We start from the raw sequence: 24325 nt of genomic DNA, 5'->3' as shown, positions 1-24325 counted from the left end.
CTTGAAACCAATTGCCAGGTTATTGAGCCAACGTCCGAAGGTACTGAATCACTTGCCAGATTTGGTCATCGGGCATACCGGAAAAGGCCATCATGCCGGTTCCTGCAGATCCGTTTTTGATAATCCAATACATCTGCCCGTCAGAAATATCTTTCATGGTTTCTCCACACGTAAAGTTTCGGGGATGAGGATTCAACGCCGCACCCATTGGTCCTTGCCCATCTCCCTTGGGTCCATGACATTGTGTGCAGGCCAACGGTTGAGCGGTTTCGTGATACAGCTTCTCTCCCGCCTTGATGTGCTCTTGAGAGTCGGGTAACGGACTGGTCAGGTTACGAAATTTCCCAGGCGCTTGCTTGGTGTTGCGTGGTTGCGGGCAGACTCCTGAAGGACCACTAGATGGTGAAGCCGTGCTAGCCACTTCCGGAGCACCTTTAAACGTGGTCTTCAAATAGGCAATGACGTCGGATACGCCTTCTGTCTCGCCAATGGTTAGTCCCCAATACGGCATTAGAGGAGATTTCCCAACAGCTTTCCCCCCATAGTAGATCACGTTATACAGATAATCGAGAGGAATTTTTTCAAAGGGAATATTGGCATGCACCGCCGGTTTGGGTTCCAAGCCTGACGCGGCAGGTCCATCGCCTTTGCCCTCGGCCCCGTGACATTGTGCGCAATATTCTTGGTAAATTTTCGCACCGTTTTCGACGTTCGGATGATCGAACTTTGAACTTTTCCAAGGTTCATAATAGGGGAAATCCTCATCCCCTCGGGTTGCAATAAACCCCGTCACATACCGCAGCCCGAGTGCACTCACATCCCCGACAAACTCTCCACTGTGGGGTACAAAGTCGGGGGGACCCGAGTTGAAGCGATAAATCCAATCAGCCTTCAGCCTTTTTCCCGAGTTAAAGAACGAGGCGCTTTGTGGGCCTCCGGTCTTTTTTCCATCCACCATAATCTGATGACAGCCAATACAGGAATGTTGGGTGAAGATTTCCTCTCCAAACTTCGCCTCCTGTTTACTAAACGTCGACATATCAATAGATCCCGGCTTCACTCGCGGATCCTGAAGGTGTGTCTCGAAATAGTCGGCAAGGCCCTCAGCTTCCTGTTGAGAGACGGTCATGTGCTGCTCAGGTTGTTGAGACTGATCCCACCGGTAGCTTTTGGCATACAGCATCGGTTCTTTCCCTGTCAGCCATTTAATCAGCCAATCCCGCTGAAACTTGCTGCCCCCCCACATGAGATCCGGAGCCTTTAAATTAAAGCGGCTCTCCCCCTCGCCCTGAAACTTGTGGCAAGTCGAACAGGTGGTGCTGATCAGGGATTCTGGATCTTTTCCCTCAGCGGCAAAAAGCGAGAAAGGGAACAGAAGACAGAGAAGGATGCTCATCGTGAGTATGAGAGCATGGCCTTGTGTCTTCAAGTGGACATTCCTCATGTGAGCCATTGGCAACGCCTCCATTCAAAAATTGGTAAAAATCCTATGTATCCTCTTGGGTCGCAGAATTTTAGAGGTTTCGATATGATAATTCTATGAGAAAAATTTCCCCATCCCAATTCCATCCCACTTGGGGAATTCTGACCCATAAAGACCAACTATCATTCCCTTTCCAGATCGATAGAGCAAAATCAACACCAAACTGAAAGACAAAAGAAGGCCACTCATTTTTTTATAAGGAGTTTAGTAAGAAATCCCCTCGATCTATAAATGGTTGAGTTCCCGTTGTTCCATGGCCTTAGCAACTGCGGTCAGAAGTTTCTCTTTTTCAACCGGTTTGACCAAATAGTCAATAATCCCATTCTTCATCAAGGATGTGGCCATTGTTACGTCGGGGAATCCCGTCAGCACAATCAACGATACACGTGGGAATTCTTTCTGAAAAAACTGAATAGCCTCAAGTCCGTTTAGTTTGGGCATTCGGATATCGGTGAGGATCACGTCCAGTAAAAGAGGGTTTTCTCCACTTTTGATTTCTTGCACGGCCTGTTGACCGTCTTCGGCTTCAATCACGTCGTATCCGGCTTTCTCCAATGACAATCTCACAACTTTGCGAACATCCGGTTCGTCATCGACGACCAAGATCCGGCCTAATGTGTCTTGACCACTGAACATCGCTGCTGTTCGAGATTTACTTGTCGTTTGTTCCATGAGCGCTCTCCTTTGGTAAAAATTGTTAAGCCACCTCTGGATTTATCCTCTTCATATCATTAACTTAAGCAAACTGAATGCCAAATGACATAAATGATATAAAAATATGTAATATCAATTGCTTATGACGTATAAAGGACTATCAATCAACGAAAAATATGGTGAAGCGTTAAGCTTGATTTAACGAATTGAGTTAACGAGTTAACATTCTCAGATTTCGAAGATTTACTGGTTTGCTTGGATTGAGGGGGGGGGTTATTGAGGGAAACTTAAATAGCCACCGGTGAGGTTGAAGACATTGGTGAAGCCATGTTGAAGGAGAATGCGCGCCGCAAGGTACCCGCGTAATCCGACACGACAATAGACGACCGTTTCCTGAGAAGGATCAAGTTGCTGAAGATGGTCTCGCAGTTCATCAATCGGAATAAGGCGGGCATGAGGAATATGCGCTTCTTGATATTCATCCATGGTCCGGACATCTAACAATTGGAGAGAAGGATTCCCTTCTAATTTCTTTTGTAATTCTTCCCCCGTGAGCGTGTCGACCTCACCCCGTAAGGTGTTAGCGGCCACGAAACCTGCCATAATGACCGGCCCTTTGGCCGAGTTAAATTGGGGGGCATAAGCCAAATCCAATTGTTCCAAATCCTGGACATTCAATTTGGCATGTATAGCTGTCGCCAACACATCAATGCGTTTATCCACTCCCTGATCCCCCACAATTTGGGCACCTAGCAATCTTCCCGTCTGTTGCTCTACGACTAATTTCATGTGAAGGGCTTCTGCTCCAGGATAATATTCTGCGTGATCTAAGGGATGGGTGAGGGAGACAAAGTAATTCAAGCCCTGGGCCTTGGCTTCGTGTCCGCTTAATCCAGTTTTGGCAGCGGTGATGCCCATGCTTTCGACAATTGCCGTACCCAGTGCACCATGAAACTGTAAGTCTCCGCCCGCAGCATTGGCTCCGGCGACCCTCCCCTGTTTATTGGCTGGCCCGGCTAAAGGGATTCTTGTTCGTTTGCCGGTTATGAGATGGAGTGTTTCGACCGCATCACCTGCTGCATAGATATCAGGGTCAGAGGTTTGCTGCCGTTCATTCACGGTAATGCCTCCCGCTGACCCAATTTCAAGCCCTGCCTCTCTGGCCAGCTTGAGCTCCGGTCTGACGCCGATCGAAAGAATGGCGAGGTCCATTGGAAGCCGTGTTCCACTTTCCAATTCGGCTTCTTTGGCATGGTCGCCGTTCTGCCGGAATCCGTTGATTCCGTCACCCGCAATAATCTTCACTCCCTTTTCTTGGAGATGATGAGCGACCAGAGTGGCCATGTCCCGATCAAAAGGAGGCAGTATTTGCGGAGCTTTTTCTATGATCGTCACGGTCAATCCAAGACCCATCAGGGCTTCGGCCGTTTCCAGCCCAATAAACCCGCCTCCAATCACCAAGGCCTGCTGCGAAGTTTGGCTGGCGAGAAAGGTTTTGATGGCATCAGAGTCAGGAACGGTTTTGACCGTAAAGATATTCCTGGCGTGAATGCCAGGTATGTTGGGCATGATGGCCCCGGCACCGGGTGCGAGAATGAGTGTGTCATAGGGGTGCGAAGCGATCTCTTGAGTCACCAAGTTTTTCACCTGCACGCATTTCGCTGTTCGGTCTATGCGAATGACTTCGTGTAACACCTGGACCTGGACCCTGAATCGTTTCCAAAACCGCTCCGGGGTTTGAAGGAGAAGGTCATCACGATCCTGAATGGTCTCTCCGACATAATATGGGAGACCACAGTTGGCAAAGGATACATAGGGCCCTTTTTCAAACATCACAATGTTTGCGGCTTCGTTGGTTCTCCGCGCCTTGGCCGCCGCGCTTGCTCCGCCAGCCACGCCTCCGACAATGATGATTTTGAGGGACATGTTCCCTAATCTTCTCCTTGTATGAATTTACACGACCAAATGAGCTTTGATGATATTGGTTCCGAAGGCATGTCCCAATCGTTCCCCGGTGACGATGACAATGAGCCGCCCTTCCTGAAGCAGGCCTAGTGCTTTTAGGTGATCCTGGGCGGCATGAATTCGTTCATCGGTTTCATCAATTTGAGGAAATACACTTGAAACAATGCCCCATACTAAAGCTAATTGACGGGTGACGGTTGGGGAGGGAGTCAGTGCGAAAATCTGGACCGTCGGTCGATGGCGGGCCAATAACATGGCTGTATGGCCGGACTCGGTGAAGACCACGATGGCTTGGGCGCCAATAGCTGTTGCAAGAGAGACGGCAGCCTCACAGACTGCTTCCGGAGTCGAATGCACGATTCCTTTAGGTGAAATGAGGTTTTGGCTCCGGCGGAACATTTCTTTTTCTGCTTGTCGAATAATCCGATCCATGACCTGGACCGATTCGAAAGGAAAGTTTCCCATTGAAGTTTCGGCAGACAACATGACGGCATCCGTTCCGTCCAGCACGGCGTTTGCCACATCTGAGGCTTCCGCGCGAGTGGGGAAAGCATTGTGAGTCATCGATTCCAGCATTTGTGTGGCGGTGATCACGGGTTTTCCCATGAGATTGGCCTGTGCGATGATCTGCTTTTGCAGAAGCGGGACTTCTTCCGGACTCATTTCCAGTGCCAGGTCTCCCCTAGCGACCATCACCCCATCTGCCGCATCAAGGATTTCATCAAGACATGTCAGGGCTTCAGGCCTTTCAATTTTGGCAATGAGAGGAATCAGCGCGGATCGATCAGCCAAGGCCTTTTGGAGTGCGTGAATATCCTGCGGACTTCGCACAAACGAGAGGGCGACATAATCGGCTTCAATGTCGATGGCCACTTGAAGATCGTCAGCGTCTTTCTGCGTAAATCCGGGAATGTCGAGTGGGAGGCCAGGGAAATTCACCCCTTTATGTGAGATGACCGTTCCTCCGACCAATACCTTACAGACCAGACGGTTGGTTACTTGTTTCTCCACGGTGAGAGACATGTTCCCGTCATCAAGTAACACGATTTGACCGGGTTTCATTCCATTCGGGAAATGGGAAAGATTAACGGGCAGTGTATCCTCCGGTTCGTTTTGCCTTGAGCTTTGATCTGACTTCGCAATCAGAAGAATATCCTGGCCTTTCTTCAAGACGGTTCCTTGGTTTGGGAGTTCCCCCAGGCGGATTTTGGGACCTGCCAAGTCTACAAGGATAGCGAGTGGGGTCTTTTCATCAAGGGCAAGCTGACGAAGGCGTTGGATTGTGGTTCTGTGCCAATCGGCGGTTCCATGGGACATGTTGAATCTGGCGACATTGACCCCGGCATGCAGGAGTTGTTTCAGACTTTCAGGAGAGGAAGTCGCAGGGCCAATAGTAGCTATAATTTTTACATGGCGCATGGGTATGGTCTCAAAATTGGCGAAGGTGACGCTAACAGACATTGGTGAGAGAAGCGGAGATTTTTTCAGGTTTTACAGAGCCACGAACGGGAAGCACTCGTATGAATAGGGAAATCCAAGGAATGTATCTGGTTGCTGATGGAATGGCCTCTTGATCTGGCGTACAGGATTCATCGGTGTTATGGAGTTAACGTTCGAAGAAATGAAAGAAGATGATTCAGCTCTTGTGGATTCAGATCGTATTCCCAGGCTGGCATCGCTGTTCCCGGACGTCCTTTTCGGAGCGCATCAAGGATGGTTTTGTCCGATTGCTTACCTAATAACGTGAGGTTGGCTGCCGGCGGAACCAAAACCGGTCCGATGGGGCCGTCTCCTTTGCCACCGGGTCCATGGCACGTGAGGCAGTGGCGTTCATAGAGGGATTTCCCTTGTTGCGGATCGCCAGATTGAGTAGGAGATCGACCGGGTGTTTCCTTCTGATCGTCCGCTTGGACGTGAGGCGCTGAGGGGGAAGGTTGAAGTGAGTTTTGCGACACGAGATAATCGGCCAAGGGAGCCATGTCCTCATTCGAGATTGGACAGCCGAAGGATGTTTTCATTTTTTCGACAATTTCCGTCCATTCCTCACGGGGATGAGGTGGCTGCATATACACATACTCTGCGGAATGACACATCAGGCAGTAACGGCTGGCGAGATCACTCCCAGGACCTGGTTGAAAAGAAATGGGATCGGAAGGAAGATGGAGAATGGATAGCTGTTTTCTGTCATCGGCATTAGCCGGAAGTTCCCACCAAAATCCGATGAGACACAGCAGCACCATCAAGAACTTGCACACACGCATCATGACTTGGTCTCAGGTTGCATGGATATTCACCGTTTCGATGACGTTGCGAAGATATCCATGTGGATTCCATCTGGCATCGAACCGCTGTGTTTCTCCAATCCGATTGATGGCCAGTGATTGGAGTGGATATGTCTTTCCAGGCTCAGGAGTAAAGGGTGCCTCCCAAGGACGAAAGCTGAAGTTCCCATAGTCCTTTCCCAATCGAGCGGACTGCCATTGTTGGCCTCCATCCATGGAGAACAACACGCGATCAATGCCATAGCCCTGGTCAAAGGCTATCCCTTTAATCGTGAATGGTTTTCCTCCAGGCAGGAGTTGACCCTGTTCCACATTCGTCATAAAGGATCGAACGGGCGTTTTGCCCATTGGAACGGTGCTCGTTAAGGCCTCACCGGGGTTCACGCAGTGACAAGGATCAGCCGGCAGGCGATAGGCATCGGTCGTCCAAAAAGTTTGATCGGCCTGATTGAGCACTTCGATGTCATTCAGCATCTTCACCCAATAGGTCGCATACCATCCCGGCACCACGAGGCGAAGAGGAAAACCGTTCAACATGGGAAGAGATTCTCCGTTCATGGAGTGAGCGATCAACACCTCTTTCTGTAGTGCATCATCAAGGTTCAGAGATTTCCGGAAATCCGGTGTGACTTGGGCGACCGCTTGGTCCAGGCCATCAAACCGTACCTGCAGAGCATCGTTTGCAAGTCCCGCCTTGTGAAGAAGATCACGGAGTCTGATTCCCTTCCAATTGGCATTTCCCATCGCACCATTTCCCCACTGTACTCCGGGTACTCTGGGTTGGAAAAACCCGCGACTATTTCCCGCGCATTGACAGACGGCGGCAATTTCGACTTGTTCAAATTGAGTTTTCAGTTCTTCAAGGCTCAGAGATAAAATTTGATTGACTCGACCTCGAATAGTCAGCCGAAAGGTGTTCACGTCAATTTCCTGAGGGATATTGGCAAGATGCCAACGAACAAAAAATGCATCATTAGGCGTGAAGATGTTCTCGTTGAAAATATGAAAGGGTGTTTCTAACTGGGGAGGCCTTGTGGCCAATACCATGAGTGGCCGCTTCTGTGGAAAAGCGACCAATGGGCGACGACCCCGCTCGAAAGGAAGCGTGACGTTCGATGAATCGTTAGCGCGGATCCCCGCGGGTGTGAGGAGGCCTGCCAACCCAAGAGCCAGGCTTCCCTTCAAAAAATGTCGTCGATCAATTCCGGGCCTTGTGTCTTTCATGGGTTAATCTACCTTATTTTTTCAAAAGAGCCCAGAGAGATGACCTACTCACAAATCAAACCTTTCTATTTCCATGACAGCACTGAAGAACAAATCAGGGAATTATCCTTTATTCTTATTTTGCCAATGTCCCAAGATACTGAATGATCTGCCAGACGGGTCATTGGGCATCTCAGAAAAGGTCAGTATGCTCGTTTTTGGAGACCCATTTTAATAATCCAATATCGTTAACCATCGAAGAGACTCTTCATCGTTTTCACATTGTACACTCGGCATGCATTATTCAAAAAGGTATTCAATTTGGGTGAGGTGCACAATAGGAAGAATCATACCTTCTCCTTCTTTGGCCGTGGAAAAATCATACATCAACGATTCTTCAGGAATAAGTTTTCCGATAAATAGAATGGTGACTTCTACCTGTTCATGGTGTAAACGTTTCTTCTGAAGCTCTTCTAGTAAACGTGAAGGAGGGATCGCCACCATTTCAGAGGGTTGGTTGGCGATCTTGAAACGAATGATTCCCCAAGCCGTAGGGATTTGGCTCGGCCCAATCGCCACCCCGAATCCTTTGTGTTCGGGCCGATAGCTGGTGAGGTCTCCTTCCCAAATGAAGGCCAAAAATTGATTTGCTGTTGTGTTGCCTATCCTGGCAGCGTCGCGTTTCTCTGTTTCCTCAAAAAGGCGATCATACCGTTCGTCAACATTAGACCCAAACAGAAATTTCCAGTCTGGAGGAGACCCTTCGAGATTCTTGAGGAAGCGGTCGAGGGTTTCAGGATCATTGAGAAAAAGAGTTCCTTCAGGGACAAATGTTGATAAAGGTTTCCCGTCTGTCAAAAGAAGTGGTTTAACACCATCAGGTAACTCGTTGCCAAATGCCAAGAAAGGACCAGAAACAAACAATGGAAGGAGAACGAACAAAATGACCCTACAGAAATGAGGGGTTGCGAATTTCATGATTTCTTTTCCTGCAGGAAATTTTTATAGAAAGAATAATGCTCATTTTCGAAAGATTCCGGATGGAATGGATTGAATCTAGAGTCCAGGCCGGTTGCTTGGTCCCGTATTGTTTTTTCGGCAAGCTTTTTATATCTCTTTTAGGAAGTGACTGTAAATCGTTCTTGACAGATTTTAGCAGGTAAAGCCTCTCAGGTATGTACAGTCGAATCCAGGCTCCTTGAATTGGAATTCCCGGCTCCCAATGCCGTATCCTCAATCTTGGAAATTTTCAACATGCATACTGCGCTCCAATCCAGACATTGGTATTCAAGACATTTTCGGGTTCGAAGCTGACTGTGCGTTGAGAGTGTTGTGGGTCTAAGATCAGCACCATTCCTGTAGCCCACTGGTGTTTGCCTTCGGCTTTAATTTGTCAGTTGGCAAGGCAAGTGGCCGGGAAACTGTGAAGAGTTGCCAGCACCGGCTGGCTAAAACCCAGAGGGTTTCCTCATTTTTTCGGGTGGATACTGGTAAAATTTATGGAAATGCCTGAACAACCTATACCCTCTATCCGGTTCGTGTTTCGAACGAGTGGACATTTGGGCGAATGTGTTTGATGGGCCGCCAGCGGCCAGATGATAAAGGAAGAGACTCTACTGTAAAGCCGCTTTTCTAGCAGAGTTGCCCGTTAAAGGCACAAGGCTTATATCGGCTCACATCAAAATCGGTTTCCTCCTGATAGACCTGTTCGTTTCCGTTGACACCATCCACAAACGGGTCATTCCACATTGTATGGTTCCACCAATAAAAAATGGGAAACTCCAGGGTGTAGTAAACCGGGTTTCCGTAGGTGCTTCGCACATGTTGTTCGACGGTTCGTCCCGTGATGTAATCGGCTTTCCCATTCCCTTTCAAGGAATACAGGGAAAGCAGCATGAGAGATTCCTGATCGTAGATTTCATCGATCCGCGTATTTTCGTCTGGTTCTGAAGGCAAGGCTAAGGTCGTTGAGGGGGAGGGAATCTCGACTGAGGTGAACGCTAACCAGGTTGCAAGAACGATTAGAGGCATAACCGACATAAGCCAAGTCCTCCTTCCTAGATGTGGTTCGGAACATGGCCTCGGGAAGGGGCCAGGTTCGCGCACGGAACAAATTAGGGATGAACAACCGCAAGGCCATGTAGATCCGCTTTTTCATTTCCTTCTACCATATTGGTGAGACCGGTATTACCTATCAATTCACCGCCTTTTCTGGCATAAAAACTTTGATGGCCGCTACTCCAGGCGTGGCCCCTTTCGCATTATTGACATTCTTAGGATGTCAGGTCAATGGACTCGGAACCTAAAAGACCACAAACACATCGTTGTGAGGGATAGCAGATTCAATGAGGTTGATGGCCGGATCATCGCTTTATTCTTTTCTTGATTCTACCCCATTGCCAAATGATCTCACATACAATATCACATACCAAGCCTCTTCTTCAGTCAACACCAGGGGGATGAAGGAGGCCATAGCCGTCCCCGGGCTGCCGTTTTGCAATATCCAAAAGAGTTCTCCATCGGTGCGAGCTGCCTGCCAGATTTTATCCGTAAAATTCCGGGGAAGCTTCCCCCTTAAGCCAGGGATATCTCCCAAGCCCTTTCCTTCCGGTCCATGACAGGTGACACAAAAGGCTTTGCCGTGAAAAATGTGTTTCCCCTTCTCAATATTCTCAGGGCTGGATGAAAATGGATTTTCCCGCGATCGCGCTTTGGCTATTTGATCCTGAGGTACCCGAGGGGTCAACACTTCAAGATCAGCCGCTTCATTTGCAAAAGGCCAGAGACTTTGAAATATGAAAAACCCCACCAGGAGTCTTCCTAATTTCCAACGTATCACAAGCGCTCCTTAAAATAATGAGTTTGTAAGAATACAGGGAGAGCGACAGACCGCTCTCCCTGTGAGGTTAGATTATTCTGTCCGGAAGACGTGACCAAGCGAGGTGGGTATCGAGACGGCCCCATCTGGAACCACCTGATCCTTGCCCCAGAGGTGAAAAATGACTCCATCGGTTTTCCCAGCCGCTTCTGCCAGGGCTTTGACTTTGGCAGGGTCTTCAACATCAAGAATTTGCACGCGCCCGGTATCGATTTCGACTTGATGATCATGAAAGGCCCGATTCCACTGAACCAGGGGGACATTTTTTCGTGCGAGGTCTTTGGCAATAAAATATTCAATGGCCACCAGCTTGGCGTTGGGATCGGTGGACTCATATAACTGACATTGCAACAGCTCATCCGAAATGCCCTTACAGTAATGATGGTACGGTCCTCCCACGGTCCCATCCGCCATCATATGCGGGGCTTGAATGTGAATGTCATAGCCATCTGTCGGGCTTTTTCCCTCACTCATGGCTGGAGTGGTCATCCACCCCATGGCTATAAGGCTAATACCCCCCAACATCAAAACGGATCGAATTGAACGATGCATAGCAACCTCCTTGTGATTAATATGTGATGGACCTGACTGAATTCCAGGTTAGGGACTATGGTAAAACTATAGGCGTTCTATCGTGTCATAGCCAATGGGGTTCTATTGTTTGTCAAACTTGTGGATTTTGAATGTAGCATAGTCCCTTTCCCTTTTTGTGTCGTCCGGTTCTGGAGAATCATGGGGTCAAACGATTCGCCGCAGTTAACGCAGCGCCATATAGGCAACACATATACGGCTTCCTGCGGGTTATAGACTTGATCACTCATCAATAATCCTTCGCATCGTGGACAATTCATCATGAATCTCCTTTCTTGCCTTTTTTTTGCGAGGAATTTTCAATTCGGTTCATGGGTAGCTTGGATAACAGCATACCCATTAAACACGAATCGGTTAATCCAGCGTGCAGGAGTCCGGCTCCAACCATGGCAGGGAGGAAAAAGAATCCACCGTGAACCGTAAAGCCTAAGGCTACCCCTACCAGAATCAACCCGCCTGCGATGGCTCGAACCTGTCCTTCAAGGGAGATTTGATGTTGCCCCCGGACCACAGGCTTGCCTTGCTCAATCCAGGCAGTGATGCCTCCTTCCAGAATTCCACAATTCGTTAGACCTTGGTTAATCAAATACTCGTAGGCAATCTTCACCCGGTTTTGTGTTCGACAGATCAACATGATGGGGTGCTCATGAGAAAGGGTTTTCAGTTCGCCCACATATCTATGTAAATCTGGTAGAGGGATATTTCGAGCACCTGAAATATGCATTTTTTCAAATTCTTGTGGTGTCCTGACATCGATATACAGGGGACCCTTCGATGAAGGAGTCGACACCTGATTTTCCTTACCCGTTCCCGATTTTGCTCCTTGATCTAATACCAATGCATTCATTTGCTATCCTCCTTTCCGTTATTTCCCGCATGAGGTTGTAGCTTCGGATTGACCTTTGTGGCGTGGATGCCCCCACGTGGTGAGCCAGGCGTCATGCCCGCCGACGAGATCCATGGCCTGGTCTCGTCCGGCCTGTTCCAAAATCCCTATGGCGGTGGATGATCGATAGCCACTGGCACAATGGACCACCACAGGGGTATCTGCAGGGATGTCATGAACATGTTCGGCCAGGTGAGGCAAAGGAATGTTGATGCTTCGGTCAATATGCCCTGATTGCCACTCTTTTTCCGATCTGACGTCGACGACCATTGGTGGTTGAGAGGTCGTCAACAGTTCCGCAAGTCCCTGAGCGGAGATGCGTTGGACTTTTTGGATAATATCAGGGTTTACCTCAAGGGATTGCATCCCACCGTTCAGATAGCCCAGGACGCGGTCAAACCCAATGCGGCCTAATCGTTGAATCGCCTCCTTTTCATATCCAGGCTCGGCAATGATGAGGATGGAGCGTTTGGGGTCCAGAACCGTCCCGGCCCAGGTCGCAAATTTCCCTCCTAATCCAATGTTGAGACTCCCCTTCAGGTGCCCCCCCGCATATTCAACGGCATTTCGGACATCAAGGACTTGAGCACCCTTTTTCTGATGATCCAACACCACTTGAAGGGAAAGAGGAGTGAGGCTGTTCCGCACCACATCATCCAGAATAGGATGTTGTTCCCTATTCATCTTGGCGTCATATCCGAAGTACGAAGGGGCTTCAGGTTGGTCAGCCGTGACCAATTCAACAAATTTTTCTTTTGTCATAGGTTGAAGCGCATAGTTTTCCCAACGTTGCCTGCCTAATGTGGACACAGTGTCATTACTTAAATTTTTCCCGCACATGGATCCCGCTCCATGGGCAGGATAGACCAGCGTTTCATCCGGGAGGCGCATGAGTGTATTGCGGAGCGAATCAAATAGTTGGCCCCCTAACTCTTCTGCGGTGACCCCAATGGAGGCCATAAGGTCCGGCCTACCTACATCGCCAATAAACAAGGTATCTCCCGTCAGCACACAGTGTGGATGATCGGCGCTCCTGCTCAAATCGTAGACGGCAAGCGAAATACTCTCAGGGGTATGTCCGGGGGTTTCCAGGACCTGAATGCGCACCGACCCAAACTCAAGCACCTCTTTGTCCTGAAAGTTGCGAATGGGGAAGTCGGTCTTGGCTTTGGCGCCAAGGCAAATCTCAGCACCAGTTTGTCGTTGCAGTTCAAGATGCCCGGCCAGAAAGTCCGCATGGAAGTGAGTGAGAAACACATACCGAATCTTCCAATCGTGACGGCGGGCTTCCTGAAGATATTGCTCGACGTCCCGTTGAGGATCCACAACCACAGCGGTTGAGGTTTTGTTATCGCCAATCATGTAAGACGCATGGGCTAAACAACTCAAATAAAATTGTTTCACAATCATGATTGATACCCTCCCCTCCTTCTTGAAAAGGAGTCTTGGTCAAATTCGACTGAGTTCGTTTTGAGATATTCTTTTAAGATTCTTTCCATGACATACACTTAAGCATGGATTGTGCCATGTAAGTTTTTTCGTGAATGTTTTAAAAATTCTAAATAAAAACAATGTCCTAGTGGATTAATAAAGATGACTAAAAGCCCGAGTATGGCCTTAAAGTCCGAAGAACTGTACAAAACGCGTTAACTGTTAAGTTAACGTATTAACGGTTTGGTTGTGCGTTGGGAGGGGTCTGAAGCTGTTTAATTTTCTTCCAAAGGGTGACTCGACTCACTCCGAGAAGTTTGGCAGCCTCCGTTTTGTTGCCGTTGGTCTGTTGGAGGGCTTCAGCAATGCGAGCTTCCTCATCCGGTGGAAGGGAAGGCTCTGATTTGGAAGAGAGAGGTTTGAGACTTTTAGATCTTGGGGGACGTTGGACTTCGGAAGGGAGGTCCCACAGGGTAAGGCAATCCCCCGTGACAGTGACGAAGGCATGTTCGATCGCATTTTTTAATTCGCGGACATTCCCTGGCCAGTTATAGTCAATCAATCGTTGAAGGGCGTCCTGGGCTATGTCTCCTATTTCGCGACGAAACGTCTTAGAACTGTCTGCCATGAAATGGTGAACCAGGAGAGGAATATCTTCTCGTCTGGCTCGCAAAGGTGGAAGGGTAATCTCGAACACATGAATTCGATAATAAAAATCTTCCCGAACCGTGCCTTCCGCCATAAGAAGGTTTAAATCCCTATTGGTGGCCGTAATGAGTCGAACATCGACCTGCATGCCCCGATCATCTCCAACCCGGCGAATCTCGCTTTCCTGCAGGACCCTGAGTAATTTCAACTGCAGGAGAGGGCTGGTATCTCCGATTTCATCTAAAAATAACGTGCCACCGCCGGCGGCTTGAAAGACTCCGATTTTGTCGCGTATGGCCCCGGTAAATGCCCCCTTCACATGCCCAAAAAGTTCGCTTTCAAGCAAGGTTTCAGGAATGGCTGAACAATTGATGGCGAAAAACGGTTTATCTTTTCGATCGCTCAGGGTGTGAATGGCTCGGGCCGCCAATTCTTTTCCGGTGCCGGATTCCCCGGTGAGCAGCACCGTGACATCGCTTTGTGCGGCCAGTCGGAGCCGGCGAAACACTTCTTGCATCGGAGGGCTTTTGCCTATGAGTTGTTGAAAGGACTCACGGGATTTTGCCTGTTCCTCCAGCACGGCAATTTTCTGATTATTTACAATAAATGAAGTGAGGTCGGTAAAGGTACCCACAGCACCTCCGACCTGACCTTGTTCATCTCGGATGATCGAGACATTGCCAAAGAGGTAGAGTTCTCGCCCGTCTTTCCCCAGAACTTTGCATTCCTGGTTGCAGATTCCCCATGGATACGGAGTCGGGTTGTCGAGAAATTCCGTCAGGATGCGAAAGCCCTTGCAATTTTGACCCTCTAAAATATGACAGGATTTTCCCAGGATATCCTGACTGGAATATCCCGTAATACGAGCTGCCCCCGTGCTCCAGGCTACAATATGACCCTTGGCATCGACGGTGAACACGCCATCGGCCATCACGTCGAGCATGTTATTCAAGATAGCGGGATTTTTTCGGAAATCTAGCTCCATGGTAGGTGAATTAAAGAAGAGAGCTCCGGGAGAGATGGACCGTGTTGAGAAAAAGAGGGTAGGTGAACCAGTAAGGCTGGAGAACGTTCATTGAGGCAAGACGTTTCTCCAGCCTTTCGTGGTCGTCAGTTTGTCCGGGACACCGCATGTGATAATTTCATGAGGCTGCTCACACCTATTTTGCAGAATCTACCTGTGCGGCTAGCAATGACTTGAAGGCGGGATCAGTCTCGACTAACCCCTTCAGCGTATCATTGTGCAACATATACGCCCAGCTTTGGGGGCTTGAGCCGGGAGTTTTTTCAAACCAGTCACGGGCCTGCTGTAGTAAACCCAACATGGCCTGATTGTCACGAGGTACGTGAAACGCCAGGCTATAGGCCATCGCATAGGCTGCGGTAAATTTGTTGAGCGGATCTTTCGTGAGCTCGAAAGCTTTTTGAGCCGCCTCATAGCCTTTGTGAATGTCGGGATCGTCAAAGTGCCGGTTCCAGGCCACTTTCCCAATTCGGGCCCACGCCAATTCCAAGAGCACCTGTGCGCGGAGTTCTTCCTGGTCGGTTGGGACTTCAGTCAATAATTCCTGTGGAGCGGACAGAGCCGCCATTTGGTCGTTCGTCCATCGGTAGGTCGAGGACAGGCGAATACGGTTGTTGAAATCACCAGGCTCCAGGGAGGCTAAGGCCTCCATCACGGGAATCATTCGATAGAGAAAATCGGCGGACATCGGCTCAGGCTTCCCACCCATTTCCATACCCAGGGACATATCAAACCGATCGGTTTGGGATTGCACCGTCCAATAGAGTTCGTTGAACCGTTGAGCCAGACGCTCGTCACCCAATTGAAGGCCGTTCAAGCGACCTCCATACTCCAGAAAACCTTTATACAGTTGATCGGAAAAAACTTCGAGGGTAGGAATGTGGGTGGGACCAATCATCAAAACCCGGTTCAACCTCATGATGGATTCTAGTCTGGTAGGGGCTGCCTGTGCCTGCTGTATTCCTGTTTTGATGGTCTCCATGCTTTCTGGAAGGCCAAACCATTCTGTTGAGCGAGGCATAAACCCACCTGGATCCACCACAAATGGAATGGTTGTGCCGCGTGGGCCATCGAGAATCAAATCCAGCACGGCACGGTCGGTGGGAAATCCCAACCGCTTGAGATCTGAAAGCACGACCCATTTCACGTTAACGGATTTCACCACCCGCTGTGCTTTTTTATAAGGCACGACCCAATCCTCGGCTCCCGGGGCATTGGCAATGGGTGCTGTCAAGGCATTCGGGTAGGACACCCTTGTGGTCAGAAAGGCTGTGGGTGTGGCAAGGACTGCGGTTTCATCTGGCGAAGGAAACGAGGCATGGGGCAAGGTACCCGATTCCACGGCCTCAATGATAAATGGGGTCGTTGGTTCCTGAATCGCAATGGCCTGCATGACAAAAAACGACGGAGCTAGTTGTTGATGAAGGGTCTCCGCAATAAAGAATCGTTCGAAATCTGAAAAATCGACTAGTCTTCCCGGTCCCGGCCACACATTATCCAATGCCCGGTCGTGTTGTTGAATGACGAGTTGGTGGGCCTCCTGCCGACGGTGTTCACACCATTCATAGATAGGATTTGACGGGTCGGGAAAATTCCCGTCTGAGAACAACTGCTGTTGGGCCATCTGATGTAAGCACACAAAATCCCGTTGGCCGGCCGCGACTCGATCGCCGTTTCCCAACGCATTGGCAAATTCCCGAACGGTGGTGAGCAAGGCTTCCTCATTGACGGGGCCTGGCTCGGCGGCCCACACATGAGTGAAGGTCAACAGCCAGGAACAGCAAAGGAGCCCTGCCCATTTGAGCGAAGGCCACATCCGGCGAACAGGGGAACCGAGGCGATGATCTGCCTCAGGTTGCAGGGTATCTGTCATAATTGGTTGACGACAAACAATACTCATGGAACCAAACTCCTCCTCACAAACATGCTTGGTTAATGATTTTGTGTACGAGTAGAGAGGGGATATCCCTCATGCCCAGGTGGCTAATCTACCATACTCTCGTTCTTGTGTACCACGATGGTACCCCGCATCACATGGCCCGGTAAATCGCAAAAATATGGGAACGTACCGGGATGAGATGGGATAAAGACAATGTCTGTTTGGCCTCTGGTGGGAAGCAAAACGCGGCTGAGACCTTCTTTGGAAAACTGTGGGGCACCACTTCCGCTGACATTCAAGTGGATATCTGTCAGTAGGCCGACCGGCAGAAATGCATGCAGTTCCGTATCCAAATTTTTGAGGACCAGCCGGGTTTTTTGCCCCACGGTGACGGAAAGGGTGTTGGGGCTGAATTCCCGTGATTTAATATTGATGGTCACGACGGTTTCTTCGGTATCAGCGGCAGGAGCGAGACTGACCGGCGTGGCTCCCCCCACTACGGCCATGTCCGGGGGCGCAAACACCGTGAGACTCAGCATCAGAATCCAGGCCTGAAAAAATCTAAATGAGGGTAGGGAAAACATCATGATGAATGCATTATACCGGTTAGCGATTCCGGCGCGAAACGAGCAGGAGGAATTGTTCGCCAATTCTATAAAAAAATTTGGTATAGCCGTAAGGGGAAATATGTATAAAAGGAAAAAAATCGGAAGTGGGAGAGAAAATCTCAAGATCCTGCGGAAACGACCGAAAAACATGGGAATACATCAGGAGAACAGTCCACGGTGCATCTCTTTGAATTATTTATCGGTCCTGACCCCCTTTCGATAGGCATTGCCCTGGTGTTGGTCCTGAGCGTGCTGGCGTATGGATGGTTTGAGGTCCGTCGAACCGCCCGCCTCCCTCATATCGGGATGGTCCTGATCAAAAACCGATTAAAGACGACCAGCAAATTCCCAACTCCGCGCCGATAGCATACCTTCCGCAGTTCTCTCGAATCACAGCCTCAAGACCCAACTCCGACAAACCGTATTTGTTGAAATTTCCATTCGCGCAGTTGTGATGTGGGTCATACCATCCCTGCCGCAGCTCACGCCTCTGACGTCTTGCAACCCGAGTTTCAGCATTAGGAAGGGTGAACGCTGTCTAGAGGGAAGCTGATGAGGGGGAAAGAGTAGCTGTTGAAAGAGGGCGATGGCCAAGGTTTCGCGTGAAAGTCTGGCGAAGGCGGACTCCATGGTCGTGGCAGATCCCGTGGGATTCCGGTTCATTGATCTCCCCGGACTCTCCCGGGTTCCTTCCAAGAATTCCGGTCTTGCCTTCCTGTCGACACCATGCACAAATCCGAATCATGCGATCTCCTTTTCTTTTTCGAGGGCATAAGAAAAAATACACGCACCCAATAACCATAAGCTTCCTAGCATTAAGACTTCTGCATGATGGCAAAAGCAATTATTGAACCTAGAAAGCCATTGTTCATAATGTATTGTATATATTGACATTTTTCAATTTTCAAGGAAATCAAAAGAATTGTTGTTGAGAAAATACCACACACAGTTGAATCGAAAGAGATACGGTTTTGAAAGACGCGTTTTAAAACACATACTGAAGTGTCATTTCTTGCCTAGTGTCTTAAAGGTTTTTGCATTCACCGTTGAATCTTCAGCGGTCTCAAAGTGATATGAAGAGGTTTGTGGTTGCTCGACCCAGGCAAGGTCACGGATAATGAACTCATGAACAAATTAGAACATCTCAATTTCCAGAACACCTATGCGGGCCTGCCTGACGTGTTTCATGAGCGGGTCAAGCCAACGCCTTTTCCTAACCCTTACCTTGTGAGCGTCAACCCGGCAGCTGTCGACTTGCTCGAACTTGACCCCACAGAATGGGCCCGTCCGGAGTTTGCCGAATACTTCTGCGGGGCCAAACTGTTGCCTGGCAGTGATCCCGTGGCCATGTTGTATTCGGGTCATCAATTCGGGCATTACGTGCCGCAGCTCGGCGATGGGCGGGCCATTATGCTGGGAGAGGTGCGAAACCAAAAAGGGGAGCGGTGGGAGTTGCAATTGAAAGGCGCAGGGCTGACGCGATTCTCAAGGGATGGCGATGGCCGTGCGGTGATGCGTTCGACCATTCGGGAATATCTCTGTGGCGAAGCCATGCATGGGTTGGGGATTCCCACCACAAGGAGTTTGTGTATTGTGGCCGGGGAAGAAGTGGTATGGCGGGAAACACCGGAACCGGGAGCGATGTTGCTCAGGATGGCGCCGAGCCATGTGCGGTTCGGCAGTTTTGAAGTGTTTTACTATCGACGCCAATTCGAATACCTGAAAACGCTCGCAGACTATGTCATCGAATATCATTACCCGCATCTGGTTGGGGTTGAAAATGGATATGCCAGGCTGTTGCATGAAGTAGCCGTTCGCACCGGGCATCTCGTGGCCCAATGGCAAGCCGTGGGGTGGGCTCATGGCGTTCTGAATACCGATAACATGTCTATCCTGGGGTTAACGATGGATTACGGCCCATTTGGATTTATGGAACGCTATGACCCAACGTTTATCTGCAATCATTCAGACCATCACGGGCGGTATTCCTTCCAGAACCAACCCGACATCGGCTATTGGAATATCCGGGCTCTGGCGCGGGCCTTGTCCCCGTTCGTGGAAGAAGCCGACGTCAATGCCACTCCGGGAGTCTATGAAAAAGCGATGACGGGGAAATATGCCGAACTGATGCGGGCTAAGCTTGGGCTGGTCGAAACCCATGCGGGAGACGACAAACTCGTGACCGATCTGTTGAACCTCATGGATTCCAGCCGGGCGGATTACACAACCGTGTTCCGTGCCTTGGGAACCGTTCACCAGGAGAGTCCCACGGTACCCTCCGCGTTACGGGACCAGTTCCTCCACCGGGAAGCCTTTGATGACTGGACGGCACGGTTTCGGGAGCGGCTTCGAGCCGAAAAAAGCGATGATGAGGAGCGCCAAGCCAGAATGGATCAGGTGAACCCCAAGTACATCCTCCGGAATCATCTCGCGCAACGGGCCATAACCCAAGCCGTTCAGCAGAAAGATTATTCGGAAATAGATCGGTTGTTGAATCTGCTGAGTGATCCGTTTACCGAACAACCCGGCATGGAAGACTATGCCCTGCCTCCGCCTCCCGGCGAACCTTCGATTATTGTCTCGTGCTCTTCGTGAACAATTGAGAAAAAAAACAGTAAAGACCTGATCGGGGATTTCCACTCATCCGTCATGGGAAGGGAGTGTCATCATGAATCTGAATCTGAATGGAAAAACAGCGATGGTGACGGCTTCCTCCGGGGGCATAGGCTTGGAAATTGCGCGTGCACTTGCCGCTGAAGGCGCTAAAGTGGTGATTAACGGTCGTACGCAGGCCAGTGTGGAACAAGCTTTGGCGGAGATCCGCGCCGATCTTCCCCATGCAGAGATGATCCCTCTGGTGGCTGACAACGGGACTGTCGCCGGTTGCATTCACAGTATCTCTCAAGTGCCCGAGGTCGATATTCTGGTCAACAATCTTGGCATCTACGAGGCTGTCGGATTTTTTGAGGAATCGGATAAGGCGTGGCAGCAGATGTTTGAGATCAACATCATGAGCGGCGTGCGTCTCGCCCGCCATTACCTTCTGGGCATGCTAAAACGTGGGCACGGACGTATCGTATTCATTTCAAGCGAATCGGGGGTGTCCCCGGCTCCCGAAATGGCACATTACAGCGCAACGAAAACCATGCAGTTAGGCATTGCACGTTCATTGGCAGAACTCACGAAAGGGACGGAGGTGACGGTCAATTCGGTGCTCCCCGGCCCCACCCGCACGGAAAGCGTTGAAACGTTCATCCGGAACATATTTCCTGACCTTCCGCCAGCGGAAGCCGGGCGCCGTTTTATGTCAGAAAACCGTCCGACCTCCCTTATCGGTCGTCTGATTGATCCAAAAGAAATAGGAGAGATCGTGGCGTTCGTCTGCAGTTCCCGGGCATCAGTCATTAATGGGTCTTGCATCCGGGCTGAAGGCGGTCTCGTGCGTACGGTCTTTTGATGAAAAAGACCAATGAGTAAAAGGACCTCTTCGAAAATTCCTGGTGTGTCATCAGGAAAACAACATAAGAAGCAATCCCTTCCTTGGTGAGGAGCGGGCTGAGGAGATAGAGTGATTCCATGCGCATGATTCTTCTTTTTCTCCTGCTCATGATTGTCGTGTTGGGACCGCAACTGTGGGTGTGGTGGGTCTTCCGCCAATACCGTCACCACCGTGAGGATCTTGGGGGAACGGGCGGGGAATTAGCCCGTCATTTGCTCAATCGGTTTGGTCTGCAACAGGTGCGTGTGGAACCCACGCCAATGGGAGACCATTACAATCCCGAAACCAAAGTGGTCGGTCTGAACCCTAACCATTACAATGGCAGATCCCTCACGGCGGCCGTCATTGCGGCCCATGAAGTGGGCCATGCCTTGCAAGATCATGACGGGTATTCCCTCTTAAAGGATCGAACACACCTGATCAAATTTGCGCAGAAAGCCGAAAAGGCCGGGTCGTATTTGATGCTGGGGATTCCTGTCCTGGCTGGAGTGACCAGGATTCCCGCAGTGGGTCTGGCTGTCTTAGTCGTGGCGATTGGGACCATGAGCGTTTCGGCCATGGTACATCTCATCACCCTCCCCGTGGAATGGAATGCCAGTTTCCGCCGTGCCCTGCCGATCCTTAGAGAAGGCGGGTACCTGGCACCACCGGATTTACATGGCGCCAAACGTATCCTCACTGCCGCAGCCCTCACCTATGTCGCCTCCTCACTCTTCAGCCTGGTGAATATGTGGCGATGGATCCGTCTTGTGCGACGGTAATTTTCGTGAGAAACCTCCTGCGGAAATGCTTTGGTAATGTCAGAATATGACATCCTGCCTCTCCTCGTAGATTCTCCAGCCAAACACGAACTCATCGACGGCCAAGGGCGGGGCCGGATCAATTAATTTTTGGTTTGGGAAACTAGATTCCTAAGGAAATTGGGAATAAAATGCCGCACCCTTCTGGTTTCTGGTAGTAAGGTTACAGGATTCAATTTTGGCCAATCATGGACCGACGAAACATGAGATGAGGTGCAATCCCCAATCGAAGGCCTCATTGAGAGGGCGGGGGTAAAACTGGTTATCATGGTTGATGACAGTCATCGAGTGAGAGAAAAGCCTACCCGTCTGCAGATAGTCCAACTTGTGAAACATTCAGGAAAATTCAAAAAACAGGATAGGTGGTAAGTACTGATCATATGGAGGACAACGCGATCGTAAACCCGGATTGGCTCGAAAAATTTTCATCCGATGAAGAAATTGCCCAGACCGGGATTTCTCTGCTTCCAGCAGAGAAGGAGCACATTGATCTTCATCTCTATTGCTCAAGCGAGGATGATCATGTTTCCGCAATAGCCCGACTGTTGAGAAATCTCGAGATTGATCAGAAAAGAATCGAGGATTTCGAGAAAACCTTCCCTGGAGTCTACGCCTCCTGGTTATCAAAGCTGTTTCCCACGGTAGGATCCGCAAACCTTTACTTAAATGGTCTCTATCAAAGCCTTCCTTCTGTGAAGAAAGAGGTTCATCTTCAGGATTTCCTGATTCTGGAAGCGCTAAGGATTGTGTACCCCGACGTCTACGAAGATATGTCTGCATGTCCGTGGATGTACCTTCCAGCATGGGGTGAGGCCGCATTCATTTCGTTTCCCTATGAATGCAATGCCAGAGATGACAGGACCTACATCCGCATCAAAAAGCACATCGAAACCCTATGTGAGAAACAGGAGAAGCCGGAGGTCTTGCTCGAACTTCTTCAAATCCTATTCTTTGAGGTGCGTAAAGGGTTTTTCAACACGCCTGATGGCCATGATGACTTGGAGCCAGAGTATCGCCGTCATAACCGGCTGAGTCATCCTGAAGTGTTCTGGAAATACTTCACGCGCACTGTTCCAGCCACCGAAGTGCCGGATCATGTTGTCGAATCCTTCATTGTTTCTTGGAATGGTTTTGGTCAAGACGAGCTAAAAGAAAGCGTTGATCCTCATCTTTCAGGTTTGAGAAAGAGGACCCAACCGACTGAACTATGGCAGAAGAGGCACAGCTTTCTGCCAACCCTCACCCGTGAAACTTCGGCAGTACTCATTAAATGCTTGCACAGGAATATGCATTTCTTCAGAAAAGAAGGAACGGATATCTTCCAGGACTCAGAGTCCTCCGCGGCGATCCGCCTTCTATTTGATCTTATAGATAACAAGTTGTTCTTAGATGATTGTGAAGTTGTGTTGAGTGACCTCGTCCAAAAAACGCCGTCCCTTGAGCTTGCCATTCGAATCGCGGATAACGTTCGAAGCAGAATGGGAGATGTCTTTAATATCCCGGAGCAAGGAAACTTTGATGCACTGAGCTCGCATTTGGATGAGAGGCTCACCGCACATTTCATAGAAGGAAGACGCAATATTTTCAATGAAGAAAAGAATTACGGTTACATATTGGCTCAATGGGGAACGTACCAGCCGCACAATAATCTCAAGGTCAATGAGTATGTCTTTGGACTAGTCGAAGAAGATCCTACGGTTATAGGGAAAGTGCTTGTGGTGTACACGAGCAATCATAGGGACCAAACAGGAGTGCGGATTAAATGGGAAGACCTTGTCAAAGTTTATGATGAAAAGAGGCTGTACGAACGTGCAAGCCAATACCACGATGCTTCCTATTCAACTGAGGATGAAAGAAAAGCCGTAGAAATATTCATGAGTCAGTATGAAAAGCGCAAAGAGACTGCTGAACGTGAAATGACCCGGCAATCAAATAAGCAGAAGTTCATGGAAACCAACAGTCAAGGTGTTCAGTTGTTCAAAACAGGCCAATACAAATTGGCATTGGAAGCATTCAATCGGGCATCTGCCATCACTGACTGGAACGACGAGTTTCATTGGATCCATTTTTTAAAGTTGCAACAATGGCACACATTGCTCGAGCTTGGATTGAATAGTGACGGTGATGTTCGAACGCAATTTCTTTCGAGTGCTCGGAAAATTGCTTCGGATGACGTCGAGATTCGAGATTTATTCAAATCAGCCTTTCCAAAAGGTGCCGCGCAGGCAACCCAAGAATTGTACTGCTGTATTTTTTATTATCTCCAATGGGAAGCGGCGTCAGTCGTTGAAAAAGATTCAATGGAAAATCATTTTGAAGCTCACTTCAGCCTGGCGACCGGCCAAGAAACTTCCGGAGGGACAGGGGAAATCACGAAGCGTTGTAGTGAGCTGTTGGTGCTGCTAAAGCAATAGAAAATGAAAAGTTGCCTAATAAACTGACCCATCCGGGACAATTGCAATCCCGAACTTGTTGAATGGAATGCCAGTTTCCG

Annotated in this window: 20 protein-coding genes; 5 read left to right on the top strand and 15 right to left on the bottom strand. The window is 49.5% G+C overall.

Annotated elements, in window-relative coordinates; translation table 11 throughout:
- Nucleotides 1-19: 19 nt before the first annotated feature.
- The 15 genes from AAH187_RS09720 to AAH187_RS09650 all read right to left on the bottom strand — a co-directional run bounded on the left by AAH187_RS09720 (nt 20) and on the right by AAH187_RS09650 (nt 17511).
- The gene (locus tag AAH187_RS09720; RefSeq protein ID WP_342348258.1) at nt 20-1429 is read right to left on the bottom strand and encodes a cytochrome c; all 1410 of its coding nucleotides are present in this window, start codon (nt 1427-1429) and stop codon (nt 20-22) included.
- 279 nt (nt 1430-1708) lie between these two features.
- Entirely contained in the window at nt 1709-2155 is a 447-nt protein-coding gene (locus tag AAH187_RS09715) for a response regulator (protein ID WP_342348257.1), read from the bottom strand.
- 255 nt (nt 2156-2410) lie between these two features.
- Nucleotides 2411-4063, bottom strand: a complete 1653-nt coding sequence (locus tag AAH187_RS09710) for an FAD-dependent oxidoreductase (RefSeq protein WP_342348256.1) — start codon at nt 4061-4063, stop codon at nt 2411-2413.
- A gap of 27 nt (nt 4064-4090) precedes the next feature.
- Nucleotides 4091-5521: a pyruvate kinase gene (gene pyk / locus AAH187_RS09705; RefSeq protein ID WP_342348255.1), complete on the bottom strand. Its 1431-nt coding sequence runs from the start codon at nt 5519-5521 to the stop codon at nt 4091-4093.
- Nucleotides 5522-5700: 179 nt separating this feature from the next.
- Complete coding sequence (locus tag AAH187_RS09700; protein ID WP_342348254.1) at nt 5701-6366, bottom strand: cytochrome c; 666 nt, start codon at nt 6364-6366, stop codon at nt 5701-5703.
- 9 nt (nt 6367-6375) lie between these two features.
- Nucleotides 6376-7608 (bottom strand): molybdopterin-dependent oxidoreductase, encoded by a 1233-nt coding sequence (locus tag AAH187_RS09695; protein WP_342348253.1) that lies wholly within the window; start codon nt 7606-7608, stop codon nt 6376-6378.
- Between the two features lie 279 nt (nt 7609-7887).
- On the bottom strand, nt 7888-8565 hold the full coding sequence (locus tag AAH187_RS09690) for a hypothetical protein (protein ID WP_342348252.1): 678 nt from the start codon (nt 8563-8565) through the stop codon (nt 7888-7890).
- A 654-nt stretch (nt 8566-9219) separates the two neighbouring features.
- Nucleotides 9220-9627, bottom strand: a complete 408-nt coding sequence (locus AAH187_RS09685; RefSeq protein WP_342348251.1) for a hypothetical protein — start codon at nt 9625-9627, stop codon at nt 9220-9222.
- 331 nt (nt 9628-9958) lie between these two features.
- On the bottom strand, nt 9959-10426 hold the full coding sequence (locus AAH187_RS09680; RefSeq protein WP_342348250.1) for a cytochrome c: 468 nt from the start codon (nt 10424-10426) through the stop codon (nt 9959-9961).
- A gap of 72 nt (nt 10427-10498) precedes the next feature.
- Complete coding sequence (locus AAH187_RS09675) at nt 10499-11017, bottom strand: DUF1264 domain-containing protein (RefSeq protein WP_342348249.1); 519 nt, start codon at nt 11015-11017, stop codon at nt 10499-10501.
- 298 nt (nt 11018-11315) lie between these two features.
- Nucleotides 11316-11903, bottom strand: coding sequence for a rhodanese-like domain-containing protein (locus AAH187_RS09670; protein ID WP_342348248.1), 588 nt, complete (start codon nt 11901-11903; stop codon nt 11316-11318).
- An 18-nt stretch (nt 11904-11921) separates the two neighbouring features.
- Entirely contained in the window at nt 11922-13352 is a 1431-nt protein-coding gene (locus tag AAH187_RS09665; protein WP_342348247.1) for an MBL fold metallo-hydrolase, read from the bottom strand.
- A gap of 256 nt (nt 13353-13608) precedes the next feature.
- Nucleotides 13609-15006, bottom strand: a complete 1398-nt coding sequence (locus AAH187_RS09660; RefSeq protein ID WP_342348246.1) for a sigma 54-interacting transcriptional regulator — start codon at nt 15004-15006, stop codon at nt 13609-13611.
- A gap of 175 nt (nt 15007-15181) precedes the next feature.
- A complete protein-coding gene (locus AAH187_RS09655) occupies nt 15182-16945 on the bottom strand; it encodes a hypothetical protein (protein ID WP_342348245.1) in 1764 nt (587 codons plus the stop codon).
- 83 nt (nt 16946-17028) lie between these two features.
- Entirely contained in the window at nt 17029-17511 is a 483-nt protein-coding gene (locus AAH187_RS09650; RefSeq protein WP_342348244.1) for a cupredoxin domain-containing protein, read from the bottom strand.
- 198 nt (nt 17512-17709) lie between these two features.
- Between AAH187_RS09650 and AAH187_RS09645 the strand changes: the two genes are divergently transcribed.
- The 5 genes from AAH187_RS09645 to AAH187_RS09625 all read left to right on the top strand — a co-directional run bounded on the left by AAH187_RS09645 (nt 17710) and on the right by AAH187_RS09625 (nt 24245).
- Nucleotides 17710-17898 (top strand): hypothetical protein, encoded by a 189-nt coding sequence (locus AAH187_RS09645; protein ID WP_342348243.1) that lies wholly within the window; start codon nt 17710-17712, stop codon nt 17896-17898.
- 759 nt (nt 17899-18657) lie between these two features.
- Entirely contained in the window at nt 18658-20127 is a 1470-nt protein-coding gene (locus tag AAH187_RS09640; protein ID WP_342348242.1) for a YdiU family protein, read from the top strand.
- 73 nt (nt 20128-20200) lie between these two features.
- Nucleotides 20201-20989, top strand: coding sequence for an SDR family oxidoreductase (locus tag AAH187_RS09635; protein ID WP_342348241.1), 789 nt, complete (start codon nt 20201-20203; stop codon nt 20987-20989).
- Nucleotides 20990-21108: 119 nt separating this feature from the next.
- Nucleotides 21109-21792 carry a zinc metallopeptidase gene (locus AAH187_RS09630; protein ID WP_342348240.1) on the top strand — a complete coding sequence of 228 codons (684 nt, stop codon included), beginning with the start codon at nt 21109-21111 and terminating at the stop codon, nt 21790-21792.
- 731 nt (nt 21793-22523) lie between these two features.
- Nucleotides 22524-24245, top strand: a complete 1722-nt coding sequence (locus tag AAH187_RS09625; protein WP_342348239.1) for a hypothetical protein — start codon at nt 22524-22526, stop codon at nt 24243-24245.
- Nucleotides 24246-24325 lie beyond the last annotated feature (80 nt).

Source organism: uncultured Nitrospira sp. (genome assembly GCA_902500695.1).
Taxonomy (GTDB): domain Bacteria; phylum Nitrospirota; class Nitrospiria; order Nitrospirales; family UBA8639; genus Nitrospira_E.
The sequence above is the reverse complement of the archived record's forward strand: the minus strand, read 5'-3'. Positions and strand labels throughout refer to the sequence as shown.